Raw genomic sequence first — 25,428 nt, 5'->3', positions numbered from 1 at the left:
CTCCCATGCGGACCACGCCGCACCTACACGAACGATAATGTTGCTCTTACAGTCCGAAATCGCATCGATACTCCTCAACGGGCTCCAGCAGGGCGCGATCTACGCGCTGTTGGGGATCGGTCTCACCATCATCCTGGGCACGATGGAGTTCCTGAACCTCGCGCACGGCGCGCTCTATCTCGTCGGCGCGTACGTCGGGCTCATCGTCTTCCAAGAGACGACCCTCACCAACGGGTTCCTGTACAGCATCGGGATAACGTCGCTCGGCTTCGACGGCGGCTTCCTCGCGGCGATCGTGCTCGTTCCCGTCATCGGGTTCGGGATCGGTCTGCTGATGGAGCGGTTCGTCGCCGAACCGTTCTACGACAGACCCGAGACGGACCAACTGCTCGTGACGTTCGGGCTCGCGCTCATCGTCGAGGAGACGATCAAGAACGTCATCGGCGGGAACACGTTCCAGTCGATCGCGCCGTCGACGCTGTTCGGCGTGAACGTCTCCCAGCCGGTCAGCCTCCCGTTCGTGGGGCTGTTCCCCTCGTGGCGGCTGCTCATCATCGTCATCACGTTCTTCGTCATCGGCGTGACGTACCTGGCGATCGAGCGGACCGACTTCGGGCTCGTCGTGCAGGCGGGCACGCGCGACTCGGAGATGGTCCGGCTGCTCGGGATCAAGATCAACCGCTCGTACAGCCTCGTGTTCGCGCTCGGGGCGGCGCTGGCGGCGTTCGCGGGGCTCATCGGCGCGTCGATCCAGACGATCAGCCCGCAGATCGGCACCACCCAGGCGCTCGTGCCGGCGTTCCTCACCATCGTCGTCGGCGGCGCCGGCTCCGTCCGCGGGGCCATCGCCGGCGGGATGGTGCTGGGACTGATCATCTCCGCGATGACCCAGACGTACAGCCAGTGGGCGCAGATCGTCCTCTACCTGTTCGTCGCGCTGATGCTGGTGTTCCGGCCGCAGGGGCTGTTCGGCACCGCGGAGGTGGGCGAATGACCGACCGCGAGGTCGCCACCGACGGCGGCGCCGTCGCGGAGTCCGGTGAGCCCGCGTCCGCCTCCGGCGGCTCGGCCCTCTCGCGGCTCCGCGAGCGCGACGACTTCGTCGTCGTCGCCTCGGCGGCGGCGCTGATCGTGTTCCCGTTCCTGCTCGTCGACGTGCTCGGTATCGTCGGCGACGTGATCGGGCTGTCGATCGGCGGCTACACCGGCCTCCCGTCGCTGGTGCTCATCTACGGGATCATCGTCATCGGGTTCAACCTCCTGCTCGGCTACACCGGGCTGTTGTCGTTCGGCCACGCCGCCTTCTTCGGGTCGGCGGCGTACTCGGCGGCGCTGTTCAGCCAGGTCGTCCCCAGCCCCCTGCTGATGGTGGTCGTCGGGACGCTCGTGGCGACGCTGCTGGCGTGGCCGATCGGGTTCGTCTCGATCCGGCGCTCCGGCGTGTACTTCGCCGTGTTGACGCTGACGTTCGGGCAGGCGCTGTACTTCTACGCGCTCGGCCCGGGCTCGTGGCTCACCAACGGCGACAACGGCTTCTCCAACATCGAGGCCGACGGGCTGTTCCTCGGCGCGCTCCCGTTCGACGCGCCGCTCACCCCGCTCCCGTTCCTCGACTCGTACACGGTGATGTACGGGTTCGCGGCCGTCTCGATGCTCGTCGCCGTCTGGGTCGGCAACCGGATCATCAACTCGCCGTACGGCCTCATCTTCGAGGCGCTCGGCGAGAACGAGGAGCGCGTCGAGTTCGTCGGGCTGAACGTCTTCCGCTACAAGCTGATGGCGTTCGTCATCTCGGCCGTGTTCGCCGGGGTCGGGGGTGCGCTGTTCGTCATCCACGAGCAGTACATCCACCCGACGACGGGGCTGTACTGGATCCAGTCGGGCGACTTCGTCATCATGACCGTGCTCGGCGGCACGGGCGGCCTCGTCGGCCCCGTGTTCGGCGCGTTCGTGTTCGAGTACGTCGCCAACGTCGTCTCCGGCGTGAGCCTCCCGGCGATCGGGTCGATCGGGTCGCTGTGGCGGTTCGTCCTCGGCGCGGTGTTCGTGACGATCGTCTGGGTGTTCCCCCGGGGGATCTACGGCGCCGGCGAGGACCTGGTCGCGATGCTCACCGACCGCTCGGGCGGCGAAGGCGGCGGCGACACCGCCGCGGCCGACGGGGGTGAGCGCGAGTGACGCTCCTCCGCACCGACGGCCTCACGAAGCAGTTCGGCGGCCTCGTCGCCGTCGACGACGTGTCGTTCCAGGTCGACCGCGGCGAGACGCGCGCGGTGATCGGCCCGAACGGCGCCGGCAAGTCCACTCTGATCAACTGCATCACGGGCGCGCTGGAGCCGACCGCCGGCAGCGTGGAGTTCGACGAGAACGACATCACGAACCTCTCGCCCCACGAGACGGTCCAGACGGGGATCTCGAAGTCGTTCCAGACGGCGTCGATCTTCCCGGGGATGACCGTCCGCGAGAACGTCGAGATCGCCGCGCTGGCGGCCGAGCACGGCTCCTTCGAGTTCAACTTCCTCAAGCGCCTGTCGGGCTTCTCGGCGGTCCACGAGACGGCCGACCAGATGATGAGCGCGGTGGGGCTGCTCGGCGACGACGACACGGAGGCGGGCAGCCTCCCGTACGGCGACAAACGCCGGCTCGAGATCGCGATCGCGCTCGCCTCGGAGCCGGAGCTGCTGTTGATGGACGAACCGACCGCCGGCATGTCGCCGGACGAGACCGCAGACACCGTGGACCTCGTGGAGCGCCTCCAGGAGGAACTCGGCTTGACCATCCTCATCGTGGAACACGACATGGAGATCATCTTCCGCATCGCCGACCGCATCCTCGTGTTGAACCGCGGCCAAGTCATCGCCGACGGGACGCCCGAGGAGGTCCAGGAGAGCGAACGCGTTCAGGAGGCGTACCTGGGCGGGGTGGAGCTGTGAGCTCCGACGCCCCCGAGCAGAGCGCCGACGCCACGGAGACGGAGGCCCAGTCGACCGCCGCGGAGGCGGCCGCCGAGGCCGCCGCCGCCCACGCCGAGGAGGCGGCCGCGGCGGTAGCCGAGGGGGACCACCTCCTCTCGATGGAGGCGGTCGACGCCTACTACGGCCAGAGCCACATCCTGCGCGACCTCTCGATGCACGTCGAGGAGGGCGAGGTGTGCGCGCTGTTGGGCCGCAACGGCGCCGGCAAGACGACGACGCTGCGCTCCATCGCGGGCGCCCGCCCGCCGGACGTGCGCGACGGGACGGTGTCGTTCAAGGGCGAGAACATCACCGAGCGCTCCACCGAGGACATCTCCTCGCTGGGCATCTCGTTGGTGCCGGAGGAGCGGCGCGTCTTCCCGAACCTCACGGTCGAGGAGAACCTCCACCTCTCGGACGTGGCGCGCAACTGGTCGAACACGTTCGGCCGCGACGTCTCGATGGACCACCCCGGGATGACGACCGCGGAGGTGTACGAGGTGTTCCCGCGGCTGGAGGAGCGCGCCTCCCAGAAAGCCGGGACGCTGTCGGGGGGCGAGCAGCAGATGCTCGCCATCGCCCGCGCGCTCAAGCAGGACACGGACCTGTTGATGCTCGACGAGCCCTACGAGGGGCTCGCCCCGCAGATCATCGAGACGGTCGAGGACGCCATCGAACAGATCGCCGAGAAGGGGACGACGATCCTGTTGGTCGAGCAGAACGCCGTGGCGGCGATGAACATCGCCGACCGCGCGTACGTCGTCGACCAGGGGAGCATCGTGTTCGCCGGCGACTCCGAGGAACTGCGCGCCGACGAACGGACGCGCGAGCGCTACCTGGGTGTCTGAGATGGCGGCCGACCCTACCCCCGGCCCGTCGGAGACGCCGGACACGGAGGCGCTGCTCGACCGGCTGATCGAGGTCGGCGCCGTCCGCGAGGACGACGACGGGACGCTGCGGATCTCGGCGGCGCTGCACGACATCGTCGACCTGTACGAACAGAGCTACGGCGACCTCCCCGAACAGGAGTTCACCGAGGCCGTCGCCGACGCGTTCGGGCTGGAGTACAGCGAGGCGGTGCGCCGCATCGACGAACAGGGCGTCACCCGCGAGGAGTTCGTGGCGTACCTCTCCTTGCGCGCGCACTTCGAGGACGAGGACGAGCCCGTCCCCGGCCCCGTCGAGCGGGCGACGATGGCGAGCATCGTCGCCGAGATCGCCCCGGCGACGCCCGTCCCGCCGGAGATGGACGAACTCGAGGACGACGACGTCGAGGCGTTCCTCGCCGAGCACGACCGCGCGGTCGTGTTCGTCTGGCGGCTCCGCTGTGACCCGTGCGAGAGCATGAAAGCCGAGATCGCGGCGACGCTGGAGGCGCTCCCCGACGACGCCGCCGTCGCGGGGATCGACGGCGAGGCGGCGCCGACCTTCCGGCGCCGGTTCGAGGTCGACACGGCGCCGGCGGTCGTCTGTGTCGCCGACGGCGAGGCGGCGGCCGTCGAGACCGGCTACCGGTCGCCCGAGGCGGTCGCGGCGCTGGTCGACGACGCGTTCTGAGGTCCCGTCGCGGGGGCGTCCGTCCCCGCCTCCGTCCGCGGCTTCCCGACCCCGAGCGGCCGCGCCGCTGGCGGTCGAGGCATCGAAAGAACGCGGGTCCCGCCGCCGGGCGGTCGCCTACCGCTTCGCGACGTCGCCGGTCACCATCACCGGCCGGCCGCCGTTGAGGATCACCGTCTGCGTGACCGACCCGAACAGCGCCTTCCCGGCGGGCGAGCGCTTGCGCCCGCCGACGACGATGAGGTCGGCGTCGGCCTCGTCGCCCGTCTCGATGATCGCGTCGGCGGGGTCGCCGCTCGACTCGGTGATGTCGACCGTGATGCCGGCCTCCTCGAGCACCTCCTGTGCCTCGCGGACGGACGCCACCTGCGTCGCGGAGGCGCCGCTGGGGTTGTCCTGGAACACGTGGACGATCGTCACTTCGGTGTCGCTCCCGTCGCCGGGGAGCTTCGCGATCTCCGCGGCCGACGCGCGGGCGCGGTCCTCGTCCTCGTCGACGCCGAGTACTACGTGGTACATACCGCACGCCACTCCCGCACGGGGATTAGTCCTTTCGCCGGGACGACCGTTCGAGCCGCGCTACTCGACGGCGTCGGGGTCGTCGATGCGCCGCGACACGTAGATCACGAGCGCGAGCGGCACGCCCAGCACCGTCGCGATGGTGACGCCGCCGTAGACGGAGAAGCCGAGCGCGGTCGCCGGCAGCTCGATCACGCCGTACAGCGCGGGCGCGCTCAGGCCGTCGACGAACGTCGCGACGAGGACGCCGGCGGCGAACCCGACGCCGGTGAGGAGCACGTACAGCGTGAGGACGATCCGCGGGCCGTCGAGGCGCCGCTGGCGTTCGGCCCCGGTCGCGTCGTCCCCGTCGTCGTTCGGAACGCTCACGCTCCATGCTCGGGGCGGGGCGCGAATATGGGTTCCGCTCGGGGTCGCCGCCCCGGCGTGTCGGCGCCGTCGGCCGCCGGCGCTACTGCAGGACGAGCACGAGGCCGGTCGCGAACATCAGCAGGGCGATGCCGCCGAGCACGAGTCCGAGGAGGTCCTTGTCGCTCATACCACCGCTCCGGGCCGCACGAGTAAAAGCCCCGCCGTCGCGGAGGCGGGAGCCGCGGCCGCGGCTGGCGGACGTGGCGAACGGAGAACCCGAACGGAACGCGGGCGGGGGGTTACTCGTCGTCGGCCGCGTCGTCGGCGGGGGCCCCGTCGACGACCTCGCCCCCGTCGGCCTTCACTTCCTCGCCGCCGTCGGTCGCCGCCAGCGAGGTCTCGCGCTTGGCGTCGAACCAGTCCCACTCGGCGGTGTTGAGGCTCGTCTCGTCGAGGCGCCACGGGTCGCCCGACTGGACGTGCGGCCCCTCGATCCACGAGACGTAGATGTTGTACACCCAGATGACGCCGCCGACGAGGAGCATGAACGCCCCGAGCGTCGCGATCTGGTGGAGCGTGGCGAACTGCGGCAGGAACGTCGCGTACCGCCGCGGCATGCCGCCGTAGCCCAGCAGCACCATCGCGAAGAACGTCACGTTCGTGCCGATCATCCACAGCCAGAAGTGCGCCTTCGCGAGCGTGCGCTGGTACCAGCGCCCGGTGACGAGCGGGAACCAGTAGTAGATGCCCGCCATCCCGGCGAAGGTGATGGCGCCCATGACGATGTAGTGGAAGTGGCCGACGACGTAGTAGGTGTCGTGGAGCACGAGGTCGACGGGGATGGACGCGAGGAACACGCCCGTCACGCCGCCGATGATGAAGTTGCTCACGAAGCCGATACAGAACAGCATCGGCGCCGTGAGGCGGAGTTTCCCGTTCCACATCGTCGTGATCCAGTTGAACGTCTTCACCGCCGACGGTATCGCAATCGCGAGTGACACCGCCATGAAGCTCGCGCGGAGGCGCGGGTCGATCCCCGTCGCGAACATGTGGTGCGCCCAGACGCCGAAGGAGAGCACGCCGATGGCGAGCGTGGAGTAGACGACGAACTTGAACCCGAACAGCTTCCGGCCGGAGAACCGCGGGAGCACGTAGCTCACGATGCCCATCGGGGGCAGGACGAGGATGTACACCTCGGGGTGGCCGAAGAACCAGAACAGGTGTTGCCAGAGGATCGGACCGCCGCCCTCGACGGCGAAGAACGTCGTCGCGAAGTTGCGGTCGAGCAGGAGCATGACGAGCGCCGAGCCCAGCAGCGGGAACGCGAACAGGATGAGGCCCGACTGCGTGAGGATCGTCCACGAGAAGATGTCGAGGTTGGCCCAGGTGACCTCCTCGGCGCGCTCGGTGAAGATGGTCGCGATGAAGTTGATCGCGCCCATCGTCGCCGAGACCCCCGAGAGGTGCAGGCCCAGCAGCATCAGGTCGACCCCGACGTTCATCTGGTTCCCGTTCCCGACGCCCGCAGAGAGGGGCGTGTACATCGTCCACGCCGTCTGGGCGGGGATGACCTCCGGGATCGGGAAGAAGCCCGCCCAGATGAGCAGCGCCGCCGGCGGCAGCAGCCAGAACGCGATGGCGTTGATGCGGGGGAACGCCATGTCGTCGGCGCCGATGATGAGCGGGACGAGGTAGTTCGCGAACGCCGCGATGATCGGCGTCCCGAACAGGAACAGCATGGTGATGCCGTGACTGGTGAGCAGCGAGTTGTAGAACGTCGCCGAGCCGAGCACGTCCGTCGCGGGCGTGGTCAACTCCGCGCGCATCAGCATCACCATCAGGCCGCCGACGACGAAGGCGATGGTCGCGTACAGCCCGTACAGCAGTCCGATGTCCTTGTGGTCGACCGTCGTGAACCAGCGGATGAGCCCGGCGGGCTTCTCCGCGTGCCCGTAGCCGGACTCACCGACTGCGCCGCCGCCGGCGCCCAGTGGCGTGTACGACCGCCAGTCCTCGACCCGCGCGAGGAAGGCCGCCACGCCCAGGAGGAACGCCCCCATGAGCACCGTCAGCAGCAGTTGGCCGGTAGTCTCCATGGACACGCATCAGCGTCGGACGCACAAGAAAGATTCGGGTTCCCCGCCCCGGCGGGTCCCGATTCTGCGGTCGTTCGGAGGTCGGAACGGCTACTCCTCGTCGGTCGTGTCCGGGTCCGCGTCGTCGTCGGTCGCGTCCGCCTCCGCTTCCGCCTCGGCCTCGGCCGTCGCGGCGGCCGCGGCCTCGTCCGCGGCTTCGATATCGGCTTCCGCCTCGTGGCGGGTCTGCGCGCCCTCCATGGTGGCCTGTCCCTGGAAGAAGACGGGCGAGCGCTTCTCGTCGCCGGCGATCGCCTTGCCCGACACGTACGTGAGGATCGCGAGCGCGACGAACGGGAACACGAGCAGCCCCATCTGGAGCACGCGCCCGTAGAAGTCGAGCCCACCGAACGGGTCGACGAGGACGAACGCGACGACGAAGAACAGGATGATGCCCAGCGGGATGACGTTCACCGTCAGATCCAGCAGGGTGTCCCTGTCGAAGATGCGTGCCATGGGCGGATCTTACACAGCGCGACCTAATACCTTGTCCATTTCCGCGGTCGTCACCGGCGGCGTACCGGGCGGACGACCCTCACAGCGTCGGCTCGGCGTCCTGGGCGAACAGCTCGCCGCCGACGCCGGCCAGCAGCATGAGGACGCCCGTGCCGAGGACCGAGTACGCGCGCACGAGCAGGTCCGACTGCGTCGTCCCGTCCCAGTACCAGATCGCGAGTCCCAGCGCGACGACGACCAGCGACAGCGCCGCCAGCCCGCGCCACGTCGAGGAGACGTAGCTGTTCTCCCGGAGGATGCCGGCGATGGAGCCGAAGAACAGGAGCAGTCCGCCGACCGCCAGCGGCACCAGCCCGAACAGGATGCCCAGCTCCGCGATGGGGAGCCCCAGCGCGACGAACAGCGGCCACGGGCTGGCGCGCCGGTACTCCTCGCTCAGTCCCGGGTTCTCGTCCATACCCGCCCAACGGGCTTGGCGGTTCAAAGCCTGTCGGTCCGGTCGGTCCGGTCGGTCGGTTCCGGCGGGGCCGAACGGCTCCGTCAGGGAAGGCTGATGCCGTGGCGGGCGAGGTACTCGGAGACGGCCTTGATCTCGACGGGACTGCCGATGATGCGGCAGTGCCCGTCCTTGGCGAACACGGAGACGGTGAACTCGGACTCGACGGGGGGTTGGACGTCCTCCAGTTCCCCGCAGGGGAGGACGATCTGCGTGCTGTCGCGGAGGCGGGAGGGATCCGGCATGCCGTCCTTGGATCGGTATCCTAGCTACCGGGATATAGTCGTACCGAAGTACGTACACGGGCGGACGGCGCCGATCCGACCGGTTTCGCGCCGGGTCGCCGGACGCACGTCGGATCGCCGCGCCGGGGTGACGCCGTCGGCCGAAGGGAAGCGTTTAGGCGCGCGGACGGTCCACCGTCTAGCGATGGGACTGGAGGAAGAGATCGAGGACCTCCGCGAGGAGATCGCCGAGACGCCGTACAACAAGTCGACCGAGGCGCACATCGGTCGGCTGAAGGCGAAGCTCGCGGAGAAGAAGGAGAAACTGGAGAACCAGTCCTCCTCCGGCGGCGGACAGGGGTACGCCGTCGAGAAGACCGGCGACGCGACGGTCGCGCTCGTCGGCTTCCCCTCGGTCGGCAAGTCCACGCTGATCAACGCCCTCACCAACGCCGAGAGCGAGACCGGCGAGTACGAGTTCACCACGCTGAACGTCAACCCGGGGATGCTGAAGTACCGCGGCGCGAACATCCAGATCCTCGACGTGCCCGGCCTCATCGAGGGCGCCGCGGGCGGCCGCGGCGGGGGGAAGGAGGTGCTGTCGGTCGTCCGCACCGCCGACCTCGTGGTGTTCGTCCTCTCGGTGTTCGAGATCGACCAGTACGAGCGACTCCGCCACGAACTGTACGAGAACAAGGTGCGCCTCGACACCGAGCCGCCGAACATCTCCGTCCGCAAGACGCACAAGGACGGCATCCAGGTGACGATGCGCGACACCGTGTCGCTCGACGAGAGCACGGTCGAGGACGTGCTCCGGACCCACGGCTTCGTCAACGCCGACGTGACGATCCCGCACGACCTCACGATCGACGAGCTCATCGACGGCGTGATGGACAACCGCGAGTACCTCCCCTCTATCGTCGCCGTCAACAAGGCCGACCTCATCGACGAGGACTACCTCCCCACGGTGTACGACGACCTCCGCTCGCACGACATCGACCCCGAGGAGGCGATCTTCATCTCGGCGGTCGAGGAGAAGGGACTCGACGGGCTCAAAGAGCGCGTGTTCGACGCGCTCGGGCTCATCCGCATCTACATGGACAAGCCCGGCCGCGGCGTCGACTACGAGGAGCCGCTCGTGCTCCGCGAGGGCGACACCGTCGGCGACGCCTGCGCGAAACTCGGCGGGAGTTTCGACGAGCGGTTCAAGTTCGCGCGCGTGTCGGGCCCCTCCGCGAAACACGACGAACAGCAGGTCGGCAAGGGCCACGAACTCGCCGACGAGGACGTGCTCCGCATCGTCGCCCGCAAGTGAGGTAGCGTGGCGTCCCCTCTCGACCGGCTGCCGCGGCCGACGCCGCGGCGCCTCCTCCTCGCGGTCCTGCTGTGCGGCGTCGTCCCGTGGTCGGTCCAGACGTTCACCGACAGCAGCGTCCCGTTCCTGCGGTTCGCGTGGGGCGGCCTCTCGTTCGCGCCGGTGGTGTACGCGCGGACGCTCGTCGAGTACCTCTCGCTGTCCGGGTCGCCGCTGGTCGTCCCGTGGGTGATCGCGACCGGCTGTTGGCTCCTCGCGGTCGCCTCGGCCGCCCTCGCGTTCGTCGGCCGCGAGGACCCGCGCGTGACCGCCGGCCTGCTCGTGCTCGCGGGGGCGGTGAACGCGTCCGTCGCGCTCCGCTTCGGCATCCAGCCGCTGCGCACGGGCTACCCGGTCGGGACGCTCGCGCTGTGGGCGGTCGCCGCGTGGCGGTATCGCGACTGGACCCGCGCGTGACCGCCCCGGGACGACCCCACTGCGCCGGCCTCCGGGGACGAGCGACGTGCTTCGTGGGAGTCACGGCCGTCGCGTGCCGTCCGGGGCGCCGAGGCGCCGGACCTGCTCGTGGTACCCCTCCTGGCGCCACACGTCCCAGATCAGGTCCGTGAGAAGGTGAACGTAGAGGACGACCGCCATCGCGACCGCGGCCGCTGCCGGGGTGACGCCCGCCCCCGCGAGGCCGCCGGCTCCCCACGCCGCGAGCACGGCGACGGGCACGAGGACGACGTGGCTGAGGAGCCGCTGGAGCGGCCACAGGTCGCCGGGGTCGAACAGCTCGGACTGGTCGAGGACGGCCGCGCGGGGGTTCGCCAGCGCGCGCCGGGCGTTCGCCCAGTCGCCGCGGACGACCCGCGCCATCACGAAGTGGTCGAGGTCGATCAACACGCCGGCGGCGGTGAGCACGGCCCACCAGCCCGCCGCGACGGCGAGGCGGTCGCCCAGCGGGAGCGCCCACACGAGGCCGGCGGCGACGACCGCCGAGACGGCGGCGTGGTGTCGGGAGTACACGGGAGCCGACCACGGAGGCCGGGGTCAAAACCCCACGGCCGCGCCGGCCGAGAATCACGCGTGACATTCAGCGCCGAAGCGTTATGCCCGGGCGGCCGGCTCGATGGGATCGATGGACTCGGACGCGCTCGTGTGTTTCCAACAGACCCGCCGCGGCACCGGGGAGCGGTGGTACAAGGTGTACCGTGTGGGGGTCGACTCGCCCGACCGGTTCGTCGACCGGCTGGACGAGTACGTCCGGCGGACCCACTTCGACGGCCCCGTGACGCCGCCGCACTGGTTCGACACCGCCGACGGCCCCGTGCTGAAGTGCCGCCTCGCCGAACTGGGGGAGAAGCTGGTGCCGTTCTCGACGGCCGAAGTGTTCGTCGTCGCCCACAAGTCGGTGGAGTCGTTCCTCGCCGTGCCGATGGCGGTCGACCTCGTCCCCGTGTTGGCGGACGCGGTTCGCACCCGCGAGTACCGCGGCGCCGACTGTGACCTCGCGGGCGAGGAGCCGACGCTCGCGCCCGCGCCGGACGCGACGCCCACCCGCGTCCTCGACGGGGACGCGTTCGCCGCGCCGCTGTCCGGGGAGGCGGCGACGGGCGGCCGCGTCGAGTGGTTCCACCTGTTCGCGCTCCGCGCGGCGTACCGCCTCGCGGCGGGCCCCCGGACGGGCGTCGTCGACACCGACGGCGACCACCCGACGATGCGCGTCCGCGACGGCGACGGCGTCCTCTGTGTCGACCTGCTCGACACGGGCGCGCTCAAACGGATCCACCGTGACCTCGTGTTCCTCGACTTCGCGCCCGGCGAGGAGTCGGCCCGGTCGGTCGACGAGGCGCTGACGCTCGCGCTGCGCGACACCGCGCGGCTCCGGTGGCGCTACGCGAGCCACCTGTGGCACGTGCGCCACGGCGAGACGGACCGCCGGTTCGCGGCGGTCGCACGCAACAAGTCGGAGCCGCAGTACGCCGACGAGCGTGCGGCCACCCGCGGCGAGTTCCTCGAGGCGCTGTGTGCGGAGTACGGCGCGTCGCTGGCCCCGTTCTCCGGCGGCGTCTCCGGGGCGGCGCTCCGCTGGGAGACGGGCACGCGCGCGGACACCTTCCTGTTGAACGAGGAGCCCGCCTTCGCGCACGACTCGGCGGCCGACGTCATGGACCGCGTCGACCCGAGCTACGTCCCCGAGAAGCGCAAGAAGCGGTTCTGAACGCGGCGGCTCCCCGCCCGGTCACCGCCAGCCGACCCACGACGTCGGTGCCGAGGTGTCCGAGTCGTCGGACCCGGTTCGGCCGTGACAGACGAGCCGCCCGTCGACGACGCTGGCGAGCGCCTGCAGGCGCTCGTCCGCACGGAATCGGTGGTAGCCCGCCCACCGGACGGCGCCGTCGGGGTCGGTCGCGCCCAGCCAGACGCGCTCGCGGGTGTGGCCGGCCAGCCGCGCGCCGCCGTCGTCGACGACGGCGGCGGGGAACAGGTCGCCCGGCTTCCGCCCGTCGGCGTTCGGGTCGAACACGCGCGTCCACTCGACGGCGCCCTCGCGCCCCGGGTCGAGCGACAACAGCAGGACGTGGTTGTCGCCGGTCGCGTACTGTTCGGTCCTCGCGGCGGCGTACGTTCCGGTGTCGCCGACGGCGAGTCCCTCGACGATGTACGACTCGGTGCCGCGGCGGACCCGCCGCTCCCACCGCCGCTCACCCTCGGGGTCGACGGCGACGACCCACACGTCGTCGTTCCGGGACCCGCCCGCGAGGTAGCCGTCCGCGGTGGGTGTGACGGCCCAGAACCGCTCGTCGGCGTCCGGCGTGTCGAACGCGACCCGACGGGCGACGGTACCGTCGGCCTCGACCCACAGGAGGACGGCCGCGCGGTCCCCGTCGGAGTCGTCCGAGGCCTGCGCCACCCCGGCCGCCACGAGCGTGTCGTCGACGACAGCGACGTCGGAGACGACCGTGTGCTCGCCGAGGTCCGTCTCGAAGACGCGCGCCCCGGCTTCGATCCCGCGGAGCCACGTGCGGAACGTGCCCTCGTCGCGCCGGTACCCCCCGACAACCGTGGTGTCGCCGAGATGCCGGTGGAACAGGATCTCGCCGGTGGGCAGGTCCTCGACGACGACGCGCTCGACGGGCCGCCCGCCGGCGGTCACGTCGACGAGCGTGGCGGTCGTCGTGTCTCCGCCCCACCGGCCCGTGAGCAACACGGAGGCGCCGTCGCCGCGGGGCGCGACGCCGGTCGCGTTCGAGCGCGGGTCGTCGAAGGTGCGCTCGTCGGCGAACGCCGGCGGCGACGCCGCCCCTCGGGGACGGCGTCGCGACCCAGCGGCGGCGGGCCGTCGAACGGCTCCGCGGTCGCCTCGCTGTCGGTCGTCGGGCTGGTCGGCCCGGCCGTGGCGGTCGTCTCGCTCTCGGTCGCGGTGCCGCCGCCGAGACAGCCGCCCAGGAGGGTCGCGCCGGCCGCCGCCAGCACGGAGCGTCTGCTGCGGGGACGCATACGCCGGCGGTACGACGGGCCGCGAGGAAAACCCTGTGCAGGAGGCGTCGTCGCCGCGGGCCGGCTCCCCGTTCGGTACGCTTTTCGACGCCGCGGGAGTTGTCACACGTATGGCGTACACGCTCGACCACGTGATGATGCGGGTGGAAGACGACGAGGCGGCGCTCGACTGGTACACGACGCACCTCGACTACGAGGTGAAAGGCGAGATGGACGGCGGCGACTTCACGAACTACTTCCTCGGCCCGGAGGACATGCACGAGGACGGCGCCATCCTCGAACTCACGTACAACCACGGCGACCACAGCTACGACATGGGCGACGCGTGGGGGCACATCGCCGTCCGCGTCGAGGACGTCGAGGCGGCGTACGCGGAGCTGATGGACGAGGGCGTCGAGGACTACCGCCCGCCCGAGGAGAACCCCGGCTACGCGTTCGTCAAGGACCCCGACGGCCACGAGATCGAGATCGTCGAGCGCGACCACGGCGCGCGCTGGTCAATCGACCACACGATGATCCGCGTCGAGGACGCCACCGAGGCGCTCGGCTACTGGACGCGCACGTTCGAGTACGAGCACACCGGTCGCTGGGAGGCCGACTCCTTCGCGAACTACTTCATGAAGCCCGAGGGTGCCGCCGACGAGGAGATGGCGGTCGAACTCACGTACAACTACGACGGCCGCACCTACGACATGGGCGACGCGTGGGGCCACCTCTGCGTGCGCGTGGACGACCTCGACGACGCGTGGGACGACGTCATGACCCGCGAGTCCGAGGACTACCGCGACCCCGAGTCGTGCGACCACAACTACGCGTTCACGAAGGACCAGGACGGCCACGAGATCGAACTGATCGAGCGATAGCGTCGGTCGTTCGGCTGGCCGGACAGGAACGGTCCGCAACTTCGGAGTCGTCGCGTCGGTGACCGTTTCGTCCGTTGCGGGTTCGCTGGCGGCGGCTGGAACGGTTCGCAACCGTCGGCGGGAGTTATGTGGAACGTATTCTGTGTCCTCGATGGGGATGAATACGACCGTCTCATCTGGGGGGGAAGGGATCGACCACTACGAGTGTCGCCACTGCGGGTTGACTGTCACCGCGCGCGTGCACGGGTGCCCGATGTGCGGGCGGTCGATCGTGCACTACTCGTTGTAAGGCCCGAACCGTACACGGGTCAGTTCTGCGCGGTTCCCGCCCGTCTCGTGATTCACACACGGGTCGGAGTACGCCGAACCCGTGTGCAAGGGGTATATGTGACTGGGCGTGACTCTCCCTGCCGATAGAGAATGAGTTCGCTGGCATCGGAGTTCGAATCGTTCGAACTACAACACGATCTCTTCGATATCGTCATTGACGATGTCCCCATCTGGGAGCGCCTTCGATTCAACGTGTTTCGAAAGATCGAGCAGGAGCACGGGTCGGGCCAGGCGCACACCGGCATCGAGAGGACTCCCCGGAACTATCTCCGTGTCGGAGAACTCCTGGTGAAAAACGTCTTCCGGAGGAATCCGTTTCTTAGCGACGAGGCCGACGTGCTGTACTTGGGCCATCAGCGACGAAAGAAGCGAGCGGATGGGCTGTGGTGGGACATCTACTGCGATCCGATACACCGAGCCTGTGACCACGAGTACATCCACTTGGAACGACCACATCTCCTCACCCACTTCGGGCCAACACCCACATCGGGTCTCAAATACCTCGATCTGATCGAGTTCGGGGGGGCGCTTCAACGATCACTCGGTGTCCGTGAACCGAGGATCGAGGCAGCCGAACGAGCGAAACTCGAGGCAGCCGGGAGCGACCTTCATGACCAGTTCGGCGCGACTGTCGATCTGGTTTCGATGGCGAACGAAGCGCTACACACACGTCGAACGACACTCGGGCTCTACCGCAGATTGCTCCGACGGATCGAACCTGAACTGGTTGTCGTCGTGGTTAGCTACTTCCGAGACACGTTCATCGAGGCGTGCCAGCGAGAGTCGATCCCGGTGGCTGAACTCCAACACGGTCTCATCTTCGACCATCACTTCGGGTACTCGTACAGGGGTTCCCGAACGAAACGCGTCTTCCCAGACTACGTTCTCACGTTCGGCGACTACTGGAGTCAGGGGATCGAGTACCCGATCCCGGACGACCACGTGATATCGGTCGGCTATCCGTATCTGGAGGAGGCAATACGGGAGTACGAGACGGGTGCGTCGACGAACCAGATCCTATTCATCTCACAGGGGACGATCGGCGAAGACCTCTCCAGGCTCGCGGTCGAGGTCGCGTCCCATCCCGACATGGGCTACGACGTCGTGTACAAACTCCACCCGGGAGAGTACGAGCGGTGGACCGAAGAGTACCCATGGTTGGCCGACGCCGATCTGGAGGTGATCGACAGCTCCGAGCCGCAACTATACTCGTTGTTCGCCGAGTCGGCCGCCCAGGTCGGGGTCGGATCGACGGCTGTGTTCGAGGGACTGGCGTTCGATCTCGAGACCTATATCTACGACCGTCCTGGGTCCGAGGCGCTGGCGCCGCTCGCACAGAACGGCGCCGCTCGGATGGTCTCCTCCGCCGACGAACTGGTGTCCTCGCTGGGTGAGGAAACCGAACCGTTCGACCGGGAGTACTATTTCGAGCCGGGAGCGGCCGAAAACGTGTGTGCGGTCATCGATCGGCTCCGAACGGGAGAGTAGGCACCCACCGTGTGAGCGCCCGGCTCGGGACTGCTATCGGTGCTCCCGACGATGGACAGGCCCCACTGACCTCGCGTGGTGAATCCCGGCACACCAGATCGAGTGGAAACTGACCGGTTGCTCTCCCCTTCGGGATCCGGGATCGCTCGACAGGTCGACCGACGGACGACCTTCGGACTCGGTCTGTTCAGCTGGAATCGTCGGACGCGACGTCTGACCCAACCGCGTTTCGTCCGGTGCCGATCGTCTCGGTGGAGGGAAACGGTATCAGGCTCCTGCCGGCCCCAGTGAAGGTCAGACATATATCGGGGCCGATCCAATCGAGTCGCATGCAGATCAACGGTCGCGACATCGGTCCCTCCCACCCGCCGTACTTCATCGCGGAGGCAGGGGTCAACCACAACGGCGACCTGTCTCGAGCAAAATCGCTTGTCGAGGCGGCCGCGGATGCTGGCGCCGACGCTGTGAAGTTTCAGACTTTCAGCGCTGACCGGCTGGTGACTAAGCAAGCGGCCAAGCCATCATACCAGACAGAAACCACGGGTGAGGGGACCCAGTACGACCTCCTCCGTCGGTACGAACTCGATGAGGGGGCCCATGAGCAGTTGATGGACCACTGTGCCGCCAACGACATCACGTTCCTCTCGACACCGTTCGACGCGGAGAGCGCGTCGATGCTGGTCGACCTGGGCGTCCCGGCGATCAAACTCGGCTCCGGCGAACTCGACAACTACCCGCTAATCGAGCACGTCGCCACTCTTGGTGTTCCGATGATCGTGAGCACGGGGATGGGAACGATGGACGAGGTCCACGCGGCGCGGGAGACGATCCGGTCCGTGTCGACCGATCTCGACTTGGCGTTCCTCCACTGCACGTCGTCGTACCCTTGCTCCATCGACGACGTGAACCTCCGCGCGATGGCGACGATGGACGCCGAACTCCCGGACCTGGTCGGCTACTCCGACCACACGACACTGGTAGAGACGCCCGCGTTCGCCGTCGCGGCGGGAGCGACGATTCTCGAGAAACACTTCACGCTCGACCGGTCGCTGCCCGGTCCCGACCACGAGGCGTCGCTCGAACCCGACGAACTCGCCTCGGCGGTCGAGTTGGCGGAGACCGCGTGGCGGACCCGTGGGACCGACGAGAAACGGCCAACCGACGCAGAGCGAGACACGCTCGTCTCGTCCAGAAAGAGCCTCCACGCCGCGACCGACATCCCCGCCGGGACCACCCTCGAAGCCGACCACATCCGGATCCTCCGGCCGTCTGAGGGACTCTCGCCGCGGTGGTTCGACGCGGTGGTCGGCACCGAGACGACGAGAGCCATCGCTTCGGACGACCCGATCTCGGCGGCAGATCTGGCAGTCGATCCGACCACGGGGGACCGCTGATGTTCGACGGAGACGACGTCGTACTCGTCGTCGGCGCGCACCCAGACGACGAGGTCCTCGGTGCTGGCGGCGCGATAGCGAAACACGCCGCCGCCGGCGACGACGTCCACGCGCTCATCGTCACTGAGGGGACGACGCACCAGTACGACGACCGAGACCTGATCGAGCAGAAGCGCGAACACGCTCGGACGTGCGCCGACCGCCTCGGGGCCGAGCGAGTCCACTTCGGGGACCTCCCCGACATGCGACTCGATGACGTCGCGCACGTGGAGGTCAACGCGGTGATAGAGGGCGTCTGCGAGGAGGTCTCACCCGACGTCGTGTACACCCACGCTCGTCGCGAGGTGAACCGGGATCACGTCGCAGTCCACGACTCGACGCTCGTCGCGACACGACCCGGGTCGGGCGTGTCGACGGTGTTGGCGTACGAGACGCCGTCCTCGACGAACTGGACGCCCGGCGGCGACGGCTTCGCACCGTCGCTGTTCGTGGACATCACGGGGCACGTCGAGACGAAGATTGAGGCGTTCCAGGCGTACGAGTCGGAGACGCGCGCGTACCCACACCCTCGATCGGCGGAGGCGCTCGAATCGATCGCCCGATCACGCGGGACCGACTGCGGTGCGGCGGCTGCGGAGGCGTTCGAGGTGCTCCGCATGTACCGGTAGTCTCCGCTCCGCCAGCGCTACCGGTCGATCGGCTCCGCCGGGACGCCGACCACGGTCCTCCCCGGTTCGACGTCGTCGGTCACGACCGCCCCAGCGCCGACGACGGCCCCAGCACCGACCGTCGCGTCCTCCACGACCGTCGACCCCGGCCCGACGTACGCGTCCGACTCGACGGTGACGCCGCCTGCGAGGGTACACCCAGGGGTGAGCGTCGCCCCCATTCCGATCACCGAGTCGTGGGACACGTTCACGGAACTGTCCACGAGTGCGTGGTCGCCGACCTCGACTCCGACGCCGAGGTACGAGTTGGCGTTCACGGTCACCCCGTCGCTTAGCGAGACCGCCGTCGAGATGGTCGCATCGGGGTGGATGGCAGAGAAGAAGCCGACGCCGACGTCCGCGACTCGTTCTGCGATCGTCAGGCGAACGCGCTGGCTGTCGCCGAACGCGACCAGACTCCGCACATCGTCGTCTGCACGGTCTGCCAGGGCGTCGAATCCACCGATCACCTCGACACCGTCGACGTCCGTCCCGTGTCGGGACTCGTCGTCGTCGACGAACACGACGTCGCCGGCGTCGCCGCCCGCACGGAGGATGTCGAGGACGACTCGTCCCTGCTCGCCAGCGCAGTAGATGGCTCGCATCCGTGTCACCCGAGCAGGTCCCGTGCGTTCTCGAACGTGTCCCCTAGGTCGACACCGTAGCGGTCGACGAGTGCGCCGGCGGGGATCGGTTCGTCGTCGGCCACCTGGACCTCGGTGAGTTCGACGACCCCCTCCCAAGCGCCGACGCCGAGCGCGTCGCCGTCGCGGTAGACGACTTCACCGGGCTTTACGAACGCCGTCGTCTCCGCCGGCGGGTTCGCCGCCCACACGGTCACCCGTCGACCGTCCAGTCGAGAGTAGGCACCGGGGTACGGGCGGGTCTGCCCGCGAATCCAGTCGTACACCTCACGCGGCGGCCGGGTCCAGTCGATCAGGCCGTGGTGTGGTTCGCGCTTGGGCCACCACGTCGCTTCCGCGTCTTCTTGTGGTGTTCGGGGGACGTCTCCGGCTTCGAACATCGGGTAGTAGCGGCGGATCAGGCGTCGGGCGGCGTCGACGACCTTCTCGTACAGCGACGTCGCGTCGTCGGCGTCGTCGATCGGGATCGGCCGTTGTCCGACGAGATCTCCGGCGTCGGCTTCCTCGACGAGGTGGAACATGCTCAGTGCAGTCTCGTCGAGTCCCTTGATGATCGACCAGGCGAGCGGCGCCCGGCCACGACCACGAGGCAGGGGTGCGGGGTGCATCCCGAGCGCCGCGGTGTCCGCGAGGTCGACGACCTCCCTGTCGACGAGCCTCGACCAGCCGACGGCGAACAACAGATCCGGCTGTTGCGCAGCGATCTGCGCCTTCACTTCGTCGGTGTTCACCGTGTCCACCCGTTCGAGCGGGATCCCGTGCTGTTCGGCGAAGCCGTCGAGATCCACTTGGTCCACGATCCCCGTCCGCTCGGGTCTGGTGTACACACCGCGGACGTCGGCGCCCAACTCGACGAGTTCCTCGAGGCACGCCTGGCCGACCTCGTTGTGGGTGATAAATACGACGCGCATTGTCGGTGGGAGAGCGACCCCGCTGATAGCAGTTGTGGTCGTCAGTACGTGAGTCGCTTCCTGATCAGCGACTCGCCGAGTTCGACCTCGAGGAGTCGCTCGCGGATCCGTACACCGGCGCCCCCGTAGTCGTACGGATTCTCGCACGACTCGGCCCGCTCCCGGAAGGCCTCGTCGTCGAGGCACCGCCCGAGCGCGTCGGCGATGGCGTCGGTGTCGTGCGGCACCGAGACGGTGTTGTCGGCGCGTTCGCGCCCCTCTTGGCGCGGGCCGACGTCGACGACCGGGAGACCGAAGGACGGCGACTCGATGATCCCGCTGGACGAGTTCCCCACCATCGCGTCCGCGGCCGCCATGAGTCCGAGGTACTCCCCCCGCGGGAGACTCCGGAACGTCCACCGGCCCTCGCCGCTGGTTCGCGACTCGATCTCGTCGATCATCTGGTCCCCACCGGCGTCGGAGTTGGGGTAGATGACGACCGTCTGCGCCTCGACCGACTCGACGGCGTCCAACGTCTGTGCCATCTGCTCGCCGGCACGCGCTTGCTGTGTCGTCACGGGGTGTTGGACGACCAGCACGAGCGGTTCCGCCGGGTCGATCCCGTGGCGGTCTACCACGCGTTCTGGTGGCTCGTACTCCTCCGCGAGGACGTCGTCGAGACCGGGTGCCCCAACCGTGGTGATCCGCCACGGCTCCTCGCCGAGTCGCTCGATCCGTCCTGCACTCCGTCCCGAGGCGGAGAAGTGGATGTGCGCGAACTTGGTGATCGCGTGGCGGATGCTGTCGTCGATGACGGCCCCGTGCATCGAGTCGCCACCGTGAACGTGGGCGACTGGGACGTTCATGTGCGCGGCGGCGAGCGCCCCGGCGAGCGCCTCGTCGCGGTCGCCGAGGAGCAACACGACGTCCGGGTCGAGGCTGTCGAACGCCTCCGCGAGACCCGTGGTTCCGACCCCCAGCGAGGTCGCCATGGACTTGCCGGTGTCGCCGTCCATCTGCATCAACACCTCCCGGTCGACGGTGAAGCCGTCGTCTCTGATGTCCTCGACGGTCATGCCGTGTCGGGGAGAGAGGTGCATCCCGGTCGCGACGACCTGCAGTTCAAGCCCCTCGGCCGCCCGAATCTCCTCCATCGAGGACTTCAACAGCCCGTACTCGGCTCTGGTGCCGGTCAGCACGAGGATCCGACGTGCGTCGCCGTTCATGCAGACCGACTCGAGCGGCGGCGTATCAACGTACTGGAGATCGCCGGACTGCAGCGCCCGTGAGCGCCGATATCAGGCCACCGTCGCCGACGCCGACTGGGGCAGCGTTCACCGTGAAGGTCTGGTCGTTCGGCCTGTGACGCGCTGCCCGTCACAGGAGGGCACGCACGAATTCGAGTTCCCACGGCTCGTCCACGTCGAAAGACCGCTCGGGGGGCATCTCGAAGCCGACCGTTCGGTCCGTGTAGAACCCCTCGTACTCGTGCCACGCGTCGATGGTCGCTGCGAACACGGCTCCGTTCGGGTGGAGTTGCTCGGGCAGGTCTTGGCTTCGCTCGGGGGACCCGCTCCAGAGCGCGCCGGTGTCGAACGTCTCCGAGAGGAATCCGTCTTCGTCGGCGGTGACTGCCCACTGGGGTGGAGTCACGTACTTCGAGACCGAGACGACCGACTCCGCGCCCGAGTCGGCGAGCCGCTCGAGCGCACCATCGACATCTGCGGCCGCTCGAAGTGGGGACGTGGGCTGGACGAGACAGACCACGTCGTACTGTTCGCCGGCTTCGTCGGCCAACCACTCGAGGGCGTGTGTGATCGTGTCGGCGATCGACGCCGTGTCCGAGGCCAACTCGGCGGGCCGTGTGAACGGCACGTCGCCGCCGTGTTCACGGGCCACATCGGCGATCTCGGCGTCGTCCGTGGAGACGATGCACCTATGGACGCGGGCGGCCTCACGTGCGTCTTCGATGGCGTGCGCGATCATCGGACGCCCCCCCACGTCCTGGAGGTTCTTTCGCGGGACGCGTTTCGACCCCCCGCGTGCGGGGACGACGGCGAGCGTCCGCTCACTCATCCTACGCGAACCTCTCGTCGGACTCGATGAGGTCGATCAGTTCTTCCTCGTCGAGGAGGGTCGCGTCGGCAGAGGTGTACTCGCCGTCGACGGGGTCGGCGTCGTCGTAGTTGACGGCGCGGTAGCCGGGGGAGTCGATCTCCGGGAGGATCGCGTACATGTTGTCCAACTCACGGGCTTGAGCGCTCTCGTCGACGGAGATGAGCTTCTCGTGGACGCGCTCTCCCGGGCGGGCACCGATGATCTCCTGGTCGATCTCTTCGGGGTCGTAGCCGGCGTCCGCGGCGTACGCGTCGATCATCGCGTCCGCGAGCGTCCCCACGCGAAACGCGGGCATCTTCAGCACGAACACCTCCCCGCTGGTGAGTCGGCGGTGCGCCTCGAGCATCAGGTGGACGGCCTCGGTGATCGGCATGATGAACCGAGTCATCTCGGGGTCGGTGACCGTCACCGGACCGCCGTCGCGGATCTGCTCTTTAAACAGCGGGACGACGGAACCGCTGGACGCGAGGACGTTGCCGAACCGGACACAGCCGAACCGGGTGTCGCGGTCCCCTTTGTACGTGTTCGCCGCCGTCACCAGTCGCTCGGATAGCAGTTTCGTCGCACCCATGACGGACGTAGGGTTCGACGCCTTGTCGGTACTGACGGCGACAAACGACTCGACTTCTTCCTCAAGCGCCGCCTGAATCGCGTTCTGCGTCCCGATCACATTCGTCTGGACCGTCTCGAACGGGTTGTACTCGTTGAGCGTGACGTGTTTGAGCGCCGCGACGTGGAACACGACGTCGACGTTCTCCATCGCTAATTGCAGTCGAGACTTGTCGCGTACGTTCCCGAGCAGGTAGCGGACGTTGTCGCGGTCGCTGTACTTCTCCTGCAACTCGAACAACGCTTCCTCGTTGGCATCGAAGATACGAACGACGGCGGGGTCCCGGGCGACGATCTCGTCGACAAGGGCCGATCCGATCGACCCGGCACCTCCCGTGACGAGAACCTGCTTGCCCTCCAAAGAGGTCATGCAATCTGATTGCCGCAGTAGTATGTAAACCGTTACGGACCCGTCTCCCACGCCTCGCCGACGGTGGCCGCCACCGCGTCGACGATACGTGTCGTCTCCTCGCTCGAGAGGTCGGGGTGGATCGGCAACGAGAGCACTCGCCCGGCCACGTCCTCCGTCACCGGGAGGTCAGGCGTGCTGTCGCCGTCGTACACCTCGGTCCGGTGGACGGCGGGGTCCCAGTAGACCTTCGATGCGACCTTCCGGTCAGCCAACCCCTCGACGACGGCCGAGCGGTCTATAAGGGGGTCCAAAGTCACGGTGAACAGTTGGTACACGTGGGTGTTGTCAACTGCTGGCTTGTGCGGCTCCACTCCTTCAACGTCCGCAAACGCCTCCGACATCCGTGTCGCTGCTGCGCGACGCCTCTCGATGATATCGTCTATCCGATCAAGTTGCGCACAGCCGAGGGCAGCGTTGATGTCGGCCATTCGAATGTTCGTCCCGACGGAGACGTACTCTCCGCTGTCGGCGCTGTCGAAGTAGTTCGCGGAGGCTCGGCCGTGCGACCGATACAGCCGGACAGTTTCCGCGATATCGTCGTCGTCGGTGACGACCGCGCCGCCCTCGCCCGTGCTGATGATCTTGTTCTGACAGAAACTCAGCGCGCCGACATCGCCGAGCGTTCCGAGATGCTGACCGCGGTGGGTGGCGCCGAGTGCCTCCGCGGCGTCCTCGATCACCACGAGGTCGTGCTCGTCGGCGACGTCGTTGAGCGCCGAGATTCGGCAACTCGTCCCGTAGCAGTGGACGGGCAAGACCGCCGCCGTGTCCTCGCTGATCCGATTGCGCACGTCGTCGGGGTCCAGTCCGTACGTCTCGGTCTCTATGTCCGCGAACACCGGCTCGGCGCCGACCAGTCGGACGGCGTTCGCGGTCGCGATGAACGTGAACGCGGGGACGATGACCTCGTCACCCTCGCCGATGCCGGCGCCCTCGAGCGCAGCGACCAGCGCGGTCGTCCCCGAGTTGACTACCAAGGCGTGTTCCACTCCGAGGTACGATTCGAGTCGGGACTCGAACTCGTCGACGTACGGCCCCTTCGCCCAGTGGCTCCCTCGGCCGACCGAGTCAACTACATTGAGGATATCCTCCCGATCCCAATTGATTTCGAAGAGCGGTATATCGGTCATCCGTACACCCGTCGATTATGGGTACGGACTAATAGTGGTACCGCGAAGGGCCCGCTCCCGGCTTGTAGCTCGCAGCCGTCGTACGGAGCGGTGTGTGGATCGGGCCCGCCGACACGCCGAGCCCCCGCATCGGCTCCGCGACTCCCGGCGACCCGGGGGCGGTCTCGATATCGCCCGACTACGTCCGGTCGGCCGCACACGTTCGACTTGCTCGGCTCCGCCCCGAAGAAGGGCTGGACACGGAGCGCACGCCGTTCGAGGTGTGCCCGGAAGCGGCCGGACTCGCCCCGGGCGGACCGACGCCCGGGAGTGGGCGTCGCGGAGACGCAAGACGAGTTTGTCGGGAGTCAGTGGAACCGGCCCTGTTCTTTCAGCCGGTTGTAGTGGTCCATGTCGCGCTCGGCGAACTGCTCGGCGGGATGCCCGCCGACGATGGCTCCGGATGGAACGTCGTCGACAACTGTCGACCCAGCCTGGACGATCGCACCCTCCCCGATCTCGACGCCGGGAAGCACGGTCGTGTCTACACCCAACCAGACGTTGTCGCCGGTCCGAACCGGGTTCCGAACGTAAGTATCGTCGTACGGGATCGCGGTCCCCGCATCGTGGTTGTGGTTCCGGGTGAGTATCCTAACACCCGGGCCGGAGTGGGAGTTGTCGCCGATCGTGAGTCGCCCATCGCACATGACCTGCAGTCCGTTGAAGTTGACGTTGTCATCGAGAACCGTGTTCGAGTTCACCCTGCTGGGCCCGTTCACTCGTAACGGCTCGCCGGTCTCCTCCGCCACCTCCCTCACTTTGAGGGTAAACCATCGCCGCTCGATGGCGTTCTTCCTCCGCATGACCGAGACGTACAGGGCTTTCAACAGACGGCTCATGGCGCTTCCAGATGCGATGTCCGATCTTAATTTCGGTGGTCGTGTCCCCCCTCGGTGGCGTGTCGCTCCGGGGATGCTCGCCTCCGCCGTCGTCGACAGGGGCCGCCAGTACTCCCTCGGTGCCGGCGCCCGGACGATCATCTCGGGAGAGTGGCCCACGCGACCGGTCGTGGCGTCTGGATAGAAGCGACCGCCCCGACAGTCGTTCTCTCCATCCGACACATCCGCTCCGACGGTCCCGCTGAGCGACACCCTCTCTCGGCGGAACGCACCCTCTACCGCGCGAGAACGGTGTCACTCGGTGGGACAGTGTGGGGGTTTGGCGCCCATCGTCGTTCACGCAGGGGAGGTCATCGGTGGCTTCGGAGCCTTAGGACGGGTCGTCGTAGCGGCATCGAAGCTCAATCCCGTCCACTGCACGACCCCAACTAGCCCACCCGTCGATATCGAAGCTCCCTGCCGTCGCTGTCCGATC

General features: G+C 68.2%; 27 protein-coding genes. 12 read left to right on the top strand and 15 right to left on the bottom strand.

Annotated elements, in window-relative coordinates; all coding sequences use genetic code 11:
- Positions 1–40 precede the first annotated feature (40 nt).
- The 5 genes from P0R35_RS10825 (at position 41) to P0R35_RS10805 (ending at position 4,511) form a co-directional block, all read left to right on the top strand.
- Positions 41–994, top strand: coding sequence for a branched-chain amino acid ABC transporter permease (locus P0R35_RS10825; protein ID WP_345782772.1), 954 nt, complete (start codon positions 41–43; stop codon positions 992–994).
- The gene (locus P0R35_RS10820; RefSeq protein WP_284012481.1) at positions 991–2,178 is read left to right on the top strand and encodes a branched-chain amino acid ABC transporter permease; all 1,188 of its coding nucleotides are present in this window, start codon (positions 991–993) and stop codon (positions 2,176–2,178) included. The genes P0R35_RS10825 and P0R35_RS10820 overlap by 4 nt, the downstream gene beginning before the upstream one ends.
- Positions 2,175–2,933 (top strand): ABC transporter ATP-binding protein, encoded by a 759-nt coding sequence (locus P0R35_RS10815; RefSeq protein ID WP_284012480.1) that lies wholly within the window; start codon positions 2,175–2,177, stop codon positions 2,931–2,933. Before P0R35_RS10820 ends, P0R35_RS10815 begins: the two co-directional genes overlap by 4 nt.
- 140 nt (positions 2,934–3,073) lie before the next feature.
- Complete coding sequence (locus P0R35_RS10810; protein ID WP_284014612.1) at positions 3,074–3,802, top strand: ABC transporter ATP-binding protein; 729 nt, start codon at positions 3,074–3,076, stop codon at positions 3,800–3,802.
- A 1-nt stretch (position 3,803) separates the two neighbouring features.
- Positions 3,804–4,511 (top strand): thioredoxin family protein, encoded by a 708-nt coding sequence (locus tag P0R35_RS10805; protein WP_284012479.1) that lies wholly within the window; start codon positions 3,804–3,806, stop codon positions 4,509–4,511.
- 117 nt (positions 4,512–4,628) lie between these two features.
- Here the strand turns inward: P0R35_RS10805 and P0R35_RS10800 are convergent, their stop codons facing one another.
- The 6 genes from P0R35_RS10800 to P0R35_RS10775 all read right to left on the bottom strand — a co-directional run bounded on the left by P0R35_RS10800 (position 4,629) and on the right by P0R35_RS10775 (position 8,713).
- Complete coding sequence (locus P0R35_RS10800; protein WP_284012478.1) at positions 4,629–5,030, bottom strand: universal stress protein; 402 nt, start codon at positions 5,028–5,030, stop codon at positions 4,629–4,631.
- Between the two features lie 60 nt (positions 5,031–5,090).
- Complete coding sequence (locus tag P0R35_RS10795) at positions 5,091–5,327, bottom strand: DUF7520 family protein (protein ID WP_432765047.1); 237 nt, start codon at positions 5,325–5,327, stop codon at positions 5,091–5,093.
- Positions 5,328–5,680: 353 nt separating this feature from the next.
- A complete protein-coding gene (locus P0R35_RS10790) occupies positions 5,681–7,441 on the bottom strand; it encodes a cbb3-type cytochrome c oxidase subunit I (protein WP_284014611.1) in 1,761 nt (586 codons plus the stop codon).
- A gap of 126 nt (positions 7,442–7,567) precedes the next feature.
- Positions 7,568–7,972, bottom strand: a complete 405-nt coding sequence (locus tag P0R35_RS10785) for a DUF6684 family protein (protein ID WP_284012476.1) — start codon at positions 7,970–7,972, stop codon at positions 7,568–7,570.
- A 79-nt stretch (positions 7,973–8,051) separates the two neighbouring features.
- Positions 8,052–8,429, bottom strand: coding sequence for a DUF7541 family protein (locus P0R35_RS10780; RefSeq protein WP_284012475.1), 378 nt, complete (start codon positions 8,427–8,429; stop codon positions 8,052–8,054).
- Between the two features lie 83 nt (positions 8,430–8,512).
- Complete coding sequence (locus P0R35_RS10775) at positions 8,513–8,713, bottom strand: VNG_1110C family protein (protein WP_284012474.1); 201 nt, start codon at positions 8,711–8,713, stop codon at positions 8,513–8,515.
- A gap of 184 nt (positions 8,714–8,897) precedes the next feature.
- Between P0R35_RS10775 and P0R35_RS10770 the strand changes: the two genes are divergently transcribed.
- Complete coding sequence (locus tag P0R35_RS10770) at positions 8,898–10,007, top strand: OBG GTPase family GTP-binding protein (RefSeq protein ID WP_284012473.1); 1,110 nt, start codon at positions 8,898–8,900, stop codon at positions 10,005–10,007.
- 6 nt (positions 10,008–10,013) lie between these two features.
- Positions 10,014–10,463 (top strand): DUF8050 family protein, encoded by a 450-nt coding sequence (locus P0R35_RS10765; RefSeq protein ID WP_284012472.1) that lies wholly within the window; start codon positions 10,014–10,016, stop codon positions 10,461–10,463.
- Between the two features lie 60 nt (positions 10,464–10,523).
- Here P0R35_RS10765 and P0R35_RS10760 read toward each other — a convergent pair whose 3' ends face one another.
- Entirely contained in the window at positions 10,524–11,015 is a 492-nt protein-coding gene (locus P0R35_RS10760) for a hypothetical protein (RefSeq protein WP_284012471.1), read from the bottom strand.
- Positions 11,016–11,127: 112 nt separating this feature from the next.
- On the opposite strand from P0R35_RS10760, the gene P0R35_RS10755 reads away from it, so the two are divergent.
- The gene (locus P0R35_RS10755; protein ID WP_284012470.1) at positions 11,128–12,210 is read left to right on the top strand and encodes a hypothetical protein; all 1,083 of its coding nucleotides are present in this window, start codon (positions 11,128–11,130) and stop codon (positions 12,208–12,210) included.
- A 21-nt stretch (positions 12,211–12,231) separates the two neighbouring features.
- On the opposite strand, the gene P0R35_RS10750 is transcribed toward P0R35_RS10755, so the two are convergent.
- On the bottom strand, positions 12,232–13,200 hold the full coding sequence (locus P0R35_RS10750; RefSeq protein ID WP_284012469.1) for a hypothetical protein: 969 nt from the start codon (positions 13,198–13,200) through the stop codon (positions 12,232–12,234).
- Between the two features lie 400 nt (positions 13,201–13,600).
- Here P0R35_RS10750 and P0R35_RS10745 point away from each other — a divergent pair, with 400 nt between their 5' ends.
- The 4 genes from P0R35_RS10745 to P0R35_RS10730 all read left to right on the top strand — a co-directional run bounded on the left by P0R35_RS10745 (position 13,601) and on the right by P0R35_RS10730 (position 18,233).
- Positions 13,601–14,353: a VOC family protein gene (locus P0R35_RS10745; protein WP_284012468.1), complete on the top strand. Its 753-nt coding sequence runs from the start codon at positions 13,601–13,603 to the stop codon at positions 14,351–14,353.
- A 420-nt stretch (positions 14,354–14,773) separates the two neighbouring features.
- Positions 14,774–16,171, top strand: a complete 1,398-nt coding sequence (locus tag P0R35_RS10740; RefSeq protein WP_284012467.1) for a hypothetical protein — start codon at positions 14,774–14,776, stop codon at positions 16,169–16,171.
- A gap of 329 nt (positions 16,172–16,500) precedes the next feature.
- Positions 16,501–17,565, top strand: a complete 1,065-nt coding sequence (locus P0R35_RS10735) for an N-acetylneuraminate synthase family protein (protein WP_284012466.1) — start codon at positions 16,501–16,503, stop codon at positions 17,563–17,565.
- The gene (locus tag P0R35_RS10730; protein WP_284012465.1) at positions 17,565–18,233 is read left to right on the top strand and encodes a PIG-L deacetylase family protein; all 669 of its coding nucleotides are present in this window, start codon (positions 17,565–17,567) and stop codon (positions 18,231–18,233) included. The genes P0R35_RS10735 and P0R35_RS10730 overlap by 1 nt, the downstream gene beginning before the upstream one ends.
- A 17-nt stretch (positions 18,234–18,250) precedes the next feature.
- Here the strand turns inward: P0R35_RS10730 and P0R35_RS10725 are convergent, their stop codons facing one another.
- The 7 genes from P0R35_RS10725 to P0R35_RS10695 all read right to left on the bottom strand — a co-directional run bounded on the left by P0R35_RS10725 (position 18,251) and on the right by P0R35_RS10695 (position 24,953).
- Positions 18,251–18,877 (bottom strand): NeuD/PglB/VioB family sugar acetyltransferase, encoded by a 627-nt coding sequence (locus tag P0R35_RS10725; protein WP_284014610.1) that lies wholly within the window; start codon positions 18,875–18,877, stop codon positions 18,251–18,253.
- Between the two features lie 5 nt (positions 18,878–18,882).
- Positions 18,883–19,827 (bottom strand): methionyl-tRNA formyltransferase, encoded by a 945-nt coding sequence (locus tag P0R35_RS10720; RefSeq protein ID WP_284012464.1) that lies wholly within the window; start codon positions 19,825–19,827, stop codon positions 18,883–18,885.
- A 41-nt stretch (positions 19,828–19,868) separates the two neighbouring features.
- A complete protein-coding gene (gene neuC, locus P0R35_RS10715; RefSeq protein ID WP_284012463.1) occupies positions 19,869–21,032 on the bottom strand; it encodes a UDP-N-acetylglucosamine 2-epimerase in 1,164 nt (387 codons plus the stop codon).
- A gap of 151 nt (positions 21,033–21,183) precedes the next feature.
- Positions 21,184–21,882: an acylneuraminate cytidylyltransferase family protein gene (locus P0R35_RS10710; protein ID WP_284012462.1), complete on the bottom strand. Its 699-nt coding sequence runs from the start codon at positions 21,880–21,882 to the stop codon at positions 21,184–21,186.
- 1 nt (position 21,883) lies between these two features.
- Entirely contained in the window at positions 21,884–22,903 is a 1,020-nt protein-coding gene (locus tag P0R35_RS10705) for an SDR family NAD(P)-dependent oxidoreductase (protein WP_284012461.1), read from the bottom strand.
- 32 nt (positions 22,904–22,935) lie between these two features.
- The gene (locus P0R35_RS10700; protein WP_284012460.1) at positions 22,936–24,075 is read right to left on the bottom strand and encodes a DegT/DnrJ/EryC1/StrS family aminotransferase; all 1,140 of its coding nucleotides are present in this window, start codon (positions 24,073–24,075) and stop codon (positions 22,936–22,938) included.
- Positions 24,076–24,422: 347 nt separating this feature from the next.
- Positions 24,423–24,953, bottom strand: a complete 531-nt coding sequence (locus tag P0R35_RS10695; protein ID WP_284012459.1) for an acyltransferase — start codon at positions 24,951–24,953, stop codon at positions 24,423–24,425.
- Positions 24,954–25,428: the final 475 nt, after the last annotated feature.

Origin of the sequence: Halobaculum litoreum (genome assembly GCF_030127125.1) — an archaeon.
Classification (GTDB): Archaea; Halobacteriota; Halobacteria; order Halobacteriales; family Haloferacaceae; genus Halobaculum; species Halobaculum litoreum.
This window is presented reverse-complemented; position numbering and strand designations above follow the sequence as displayed.

What these genes read in the sequence shown, in the direction of transcription:
- P0R35_RS10710 (WP_284012462.1), bottom strand. Translation starts at nt 21,882, where the DNA reads ATGAGTGAGCGGACGCTCGCCGTCGTCCCCGCACGCGGGGGGTCGAAA.
- P0R35_RS10725 (WP_284014610.1), bottom strand. Translation starts at nt 18,877, where the DNA reads ATGCGAGCCATCTACTGCGCTGGCGAGCAGGGACGAGTCGTCCTCGAC.
- P0R35_RS10730 (WP_284012465.1), top strand. Translation starts at nt 17,565, where the DNA reads ATGTTCGACGGAGACGACGTCGTACTCGTCGTCGGCGCGCACCCAGAC.
- P0R35_RS10775 (WP_284012474.1), bottom strand. Translation starts at nt 8,713, where the DNA reads ATGCCGGATCCCTCCCGCCTCCGCGACAGCACGCAGATCGTCCTCCCC.
- P0R35_RS10800 (WP_284012478.1), bottom strand. Translation starts at nt 5,030, where the DNA reads ATGTACCACGTAGTACTCGGCGTCGACGAGGACGAGGACCGCGCCCGC.
- P0R35_RS10720 (WP_284012464.1), bottom strand. Translation starts at nt 19,827, where the DNA reads ATGCGCGTCGTATTTATCACCCACAACGAGGTCGGCCAGGCGTGCCTC.
- P0R35_RS10820 (WP_284012481.1), top strand. Translation starts at nt 991, where the DNA reads ATGACCGACCGCGAGGTCGCCACCGACGGCGGCGCCGTCGCGGAGTCC.
- P0R35_RS10735 (WP_284012466.1), top strand. Translation starts at nt 16,501, where the DNA reads ATGCAGATCAACGGTCGCGACATCGGTCCCTCCCACCCGCCGTACTTC.
- P0R35_RS10745 (WP_284012468.1), top strand. Translation starts at nt 13,601, where the DNA reads ATGGCGTACACGCTCGACCACGTGATGATGCGGGTGGAAGACGACGAG.
- P0R35_RS10755 (WP_284012470.1), top strand. Translation starts at nt 11,128, where the DNA reads ATGGACTCGGACGCGCTCGTGTGTTTCCAACAGACCCGCCGCGGCACC.
- P0R35_RS10790 (WP_284014611.1), bottom strand. Translation starts at nt 7,441, where the DNA reads ATGGGGGCGTTCCTCCTGGGCGTGGCGGCCTTCCTCGCGCGGGTCGAG.
- P0R35_RS10785 (WP_284012476.1), bottom strand. Translation starts at nt 7,972, where the DNA reads ATGGCACGCATCTTCGACAGGGACACCCTGCTGGATCTGACGGTGAAC.
- P0R35_RS10805 (WP_284012479.1), top strand. Translation starts at nt 3,804, where the DNA reads ATGGCGGCCGACCCTACCCCCGGCCCGTCGGAGACGCCGGACACGGAG.
- P0R35_RS10770 (WP_284012473.1), top strand. Translation starts at nt 8,898, where the DNA reads ATGGGACTGGAGGAAGAGATCGAGGACCTCCGCGAGGAGATCGCCGAG.
- P0R35_RS10695 (WP_284012459.1), bottom strand. Translation starts at nt 24,953, where the DNA reads ATGAGCCGTCTGTTGAAAGCCCTGTACGTCTCGGTCATGCGGAGGAAG.
- neuC (WP_284012463.1), bottom strand. Translation starts at nt 21,032, where the DNA reads ATGAACGGCGACGCACGTCGGATCCTCGTGCTGACCGGCACCAGAGCC.
- P0R35_RS10705 (WP_284012461.1), bottom strand. Translation starts at nt 22,903, where the DNA reads ATGACCTCTTTGGAGGGCAAGCAGGTTCTCGTCACGGGAGGTGCCGGG.
- P0R35_RS10700 (WP_284012460.1), bottom strand. Translation starts at nt 24,075, where the DNA reads ATGACCGATATACCGCTCTTCGAAATCAATTGGGATCGGGAGGATATC.
- P0R35_RS10740 (WP_284012467.1), top strand. Translation starts at nt 14,774, where the DNA reads ATGAGTTCGCTGGCATCGGAGTTCGAATCGTTCGAACTACAACACGAT.
- P0R35_RS10810 (WP_284014612.1), top strand. Translation starts at nt 3,074, where the DNA reads ATGGAGGCGGTCGACGCCTACTACGGCCAGAGCCACATCCTGCGCGAC.
- P0R35_RS10780 (WP_284012475.1), bottom strand. Translation starts at nt 8,429, where the DNA reads ATGGACGAGAACCCGGGACTGAGCGAGGAGTACCGGCGCGCCAGCCCG.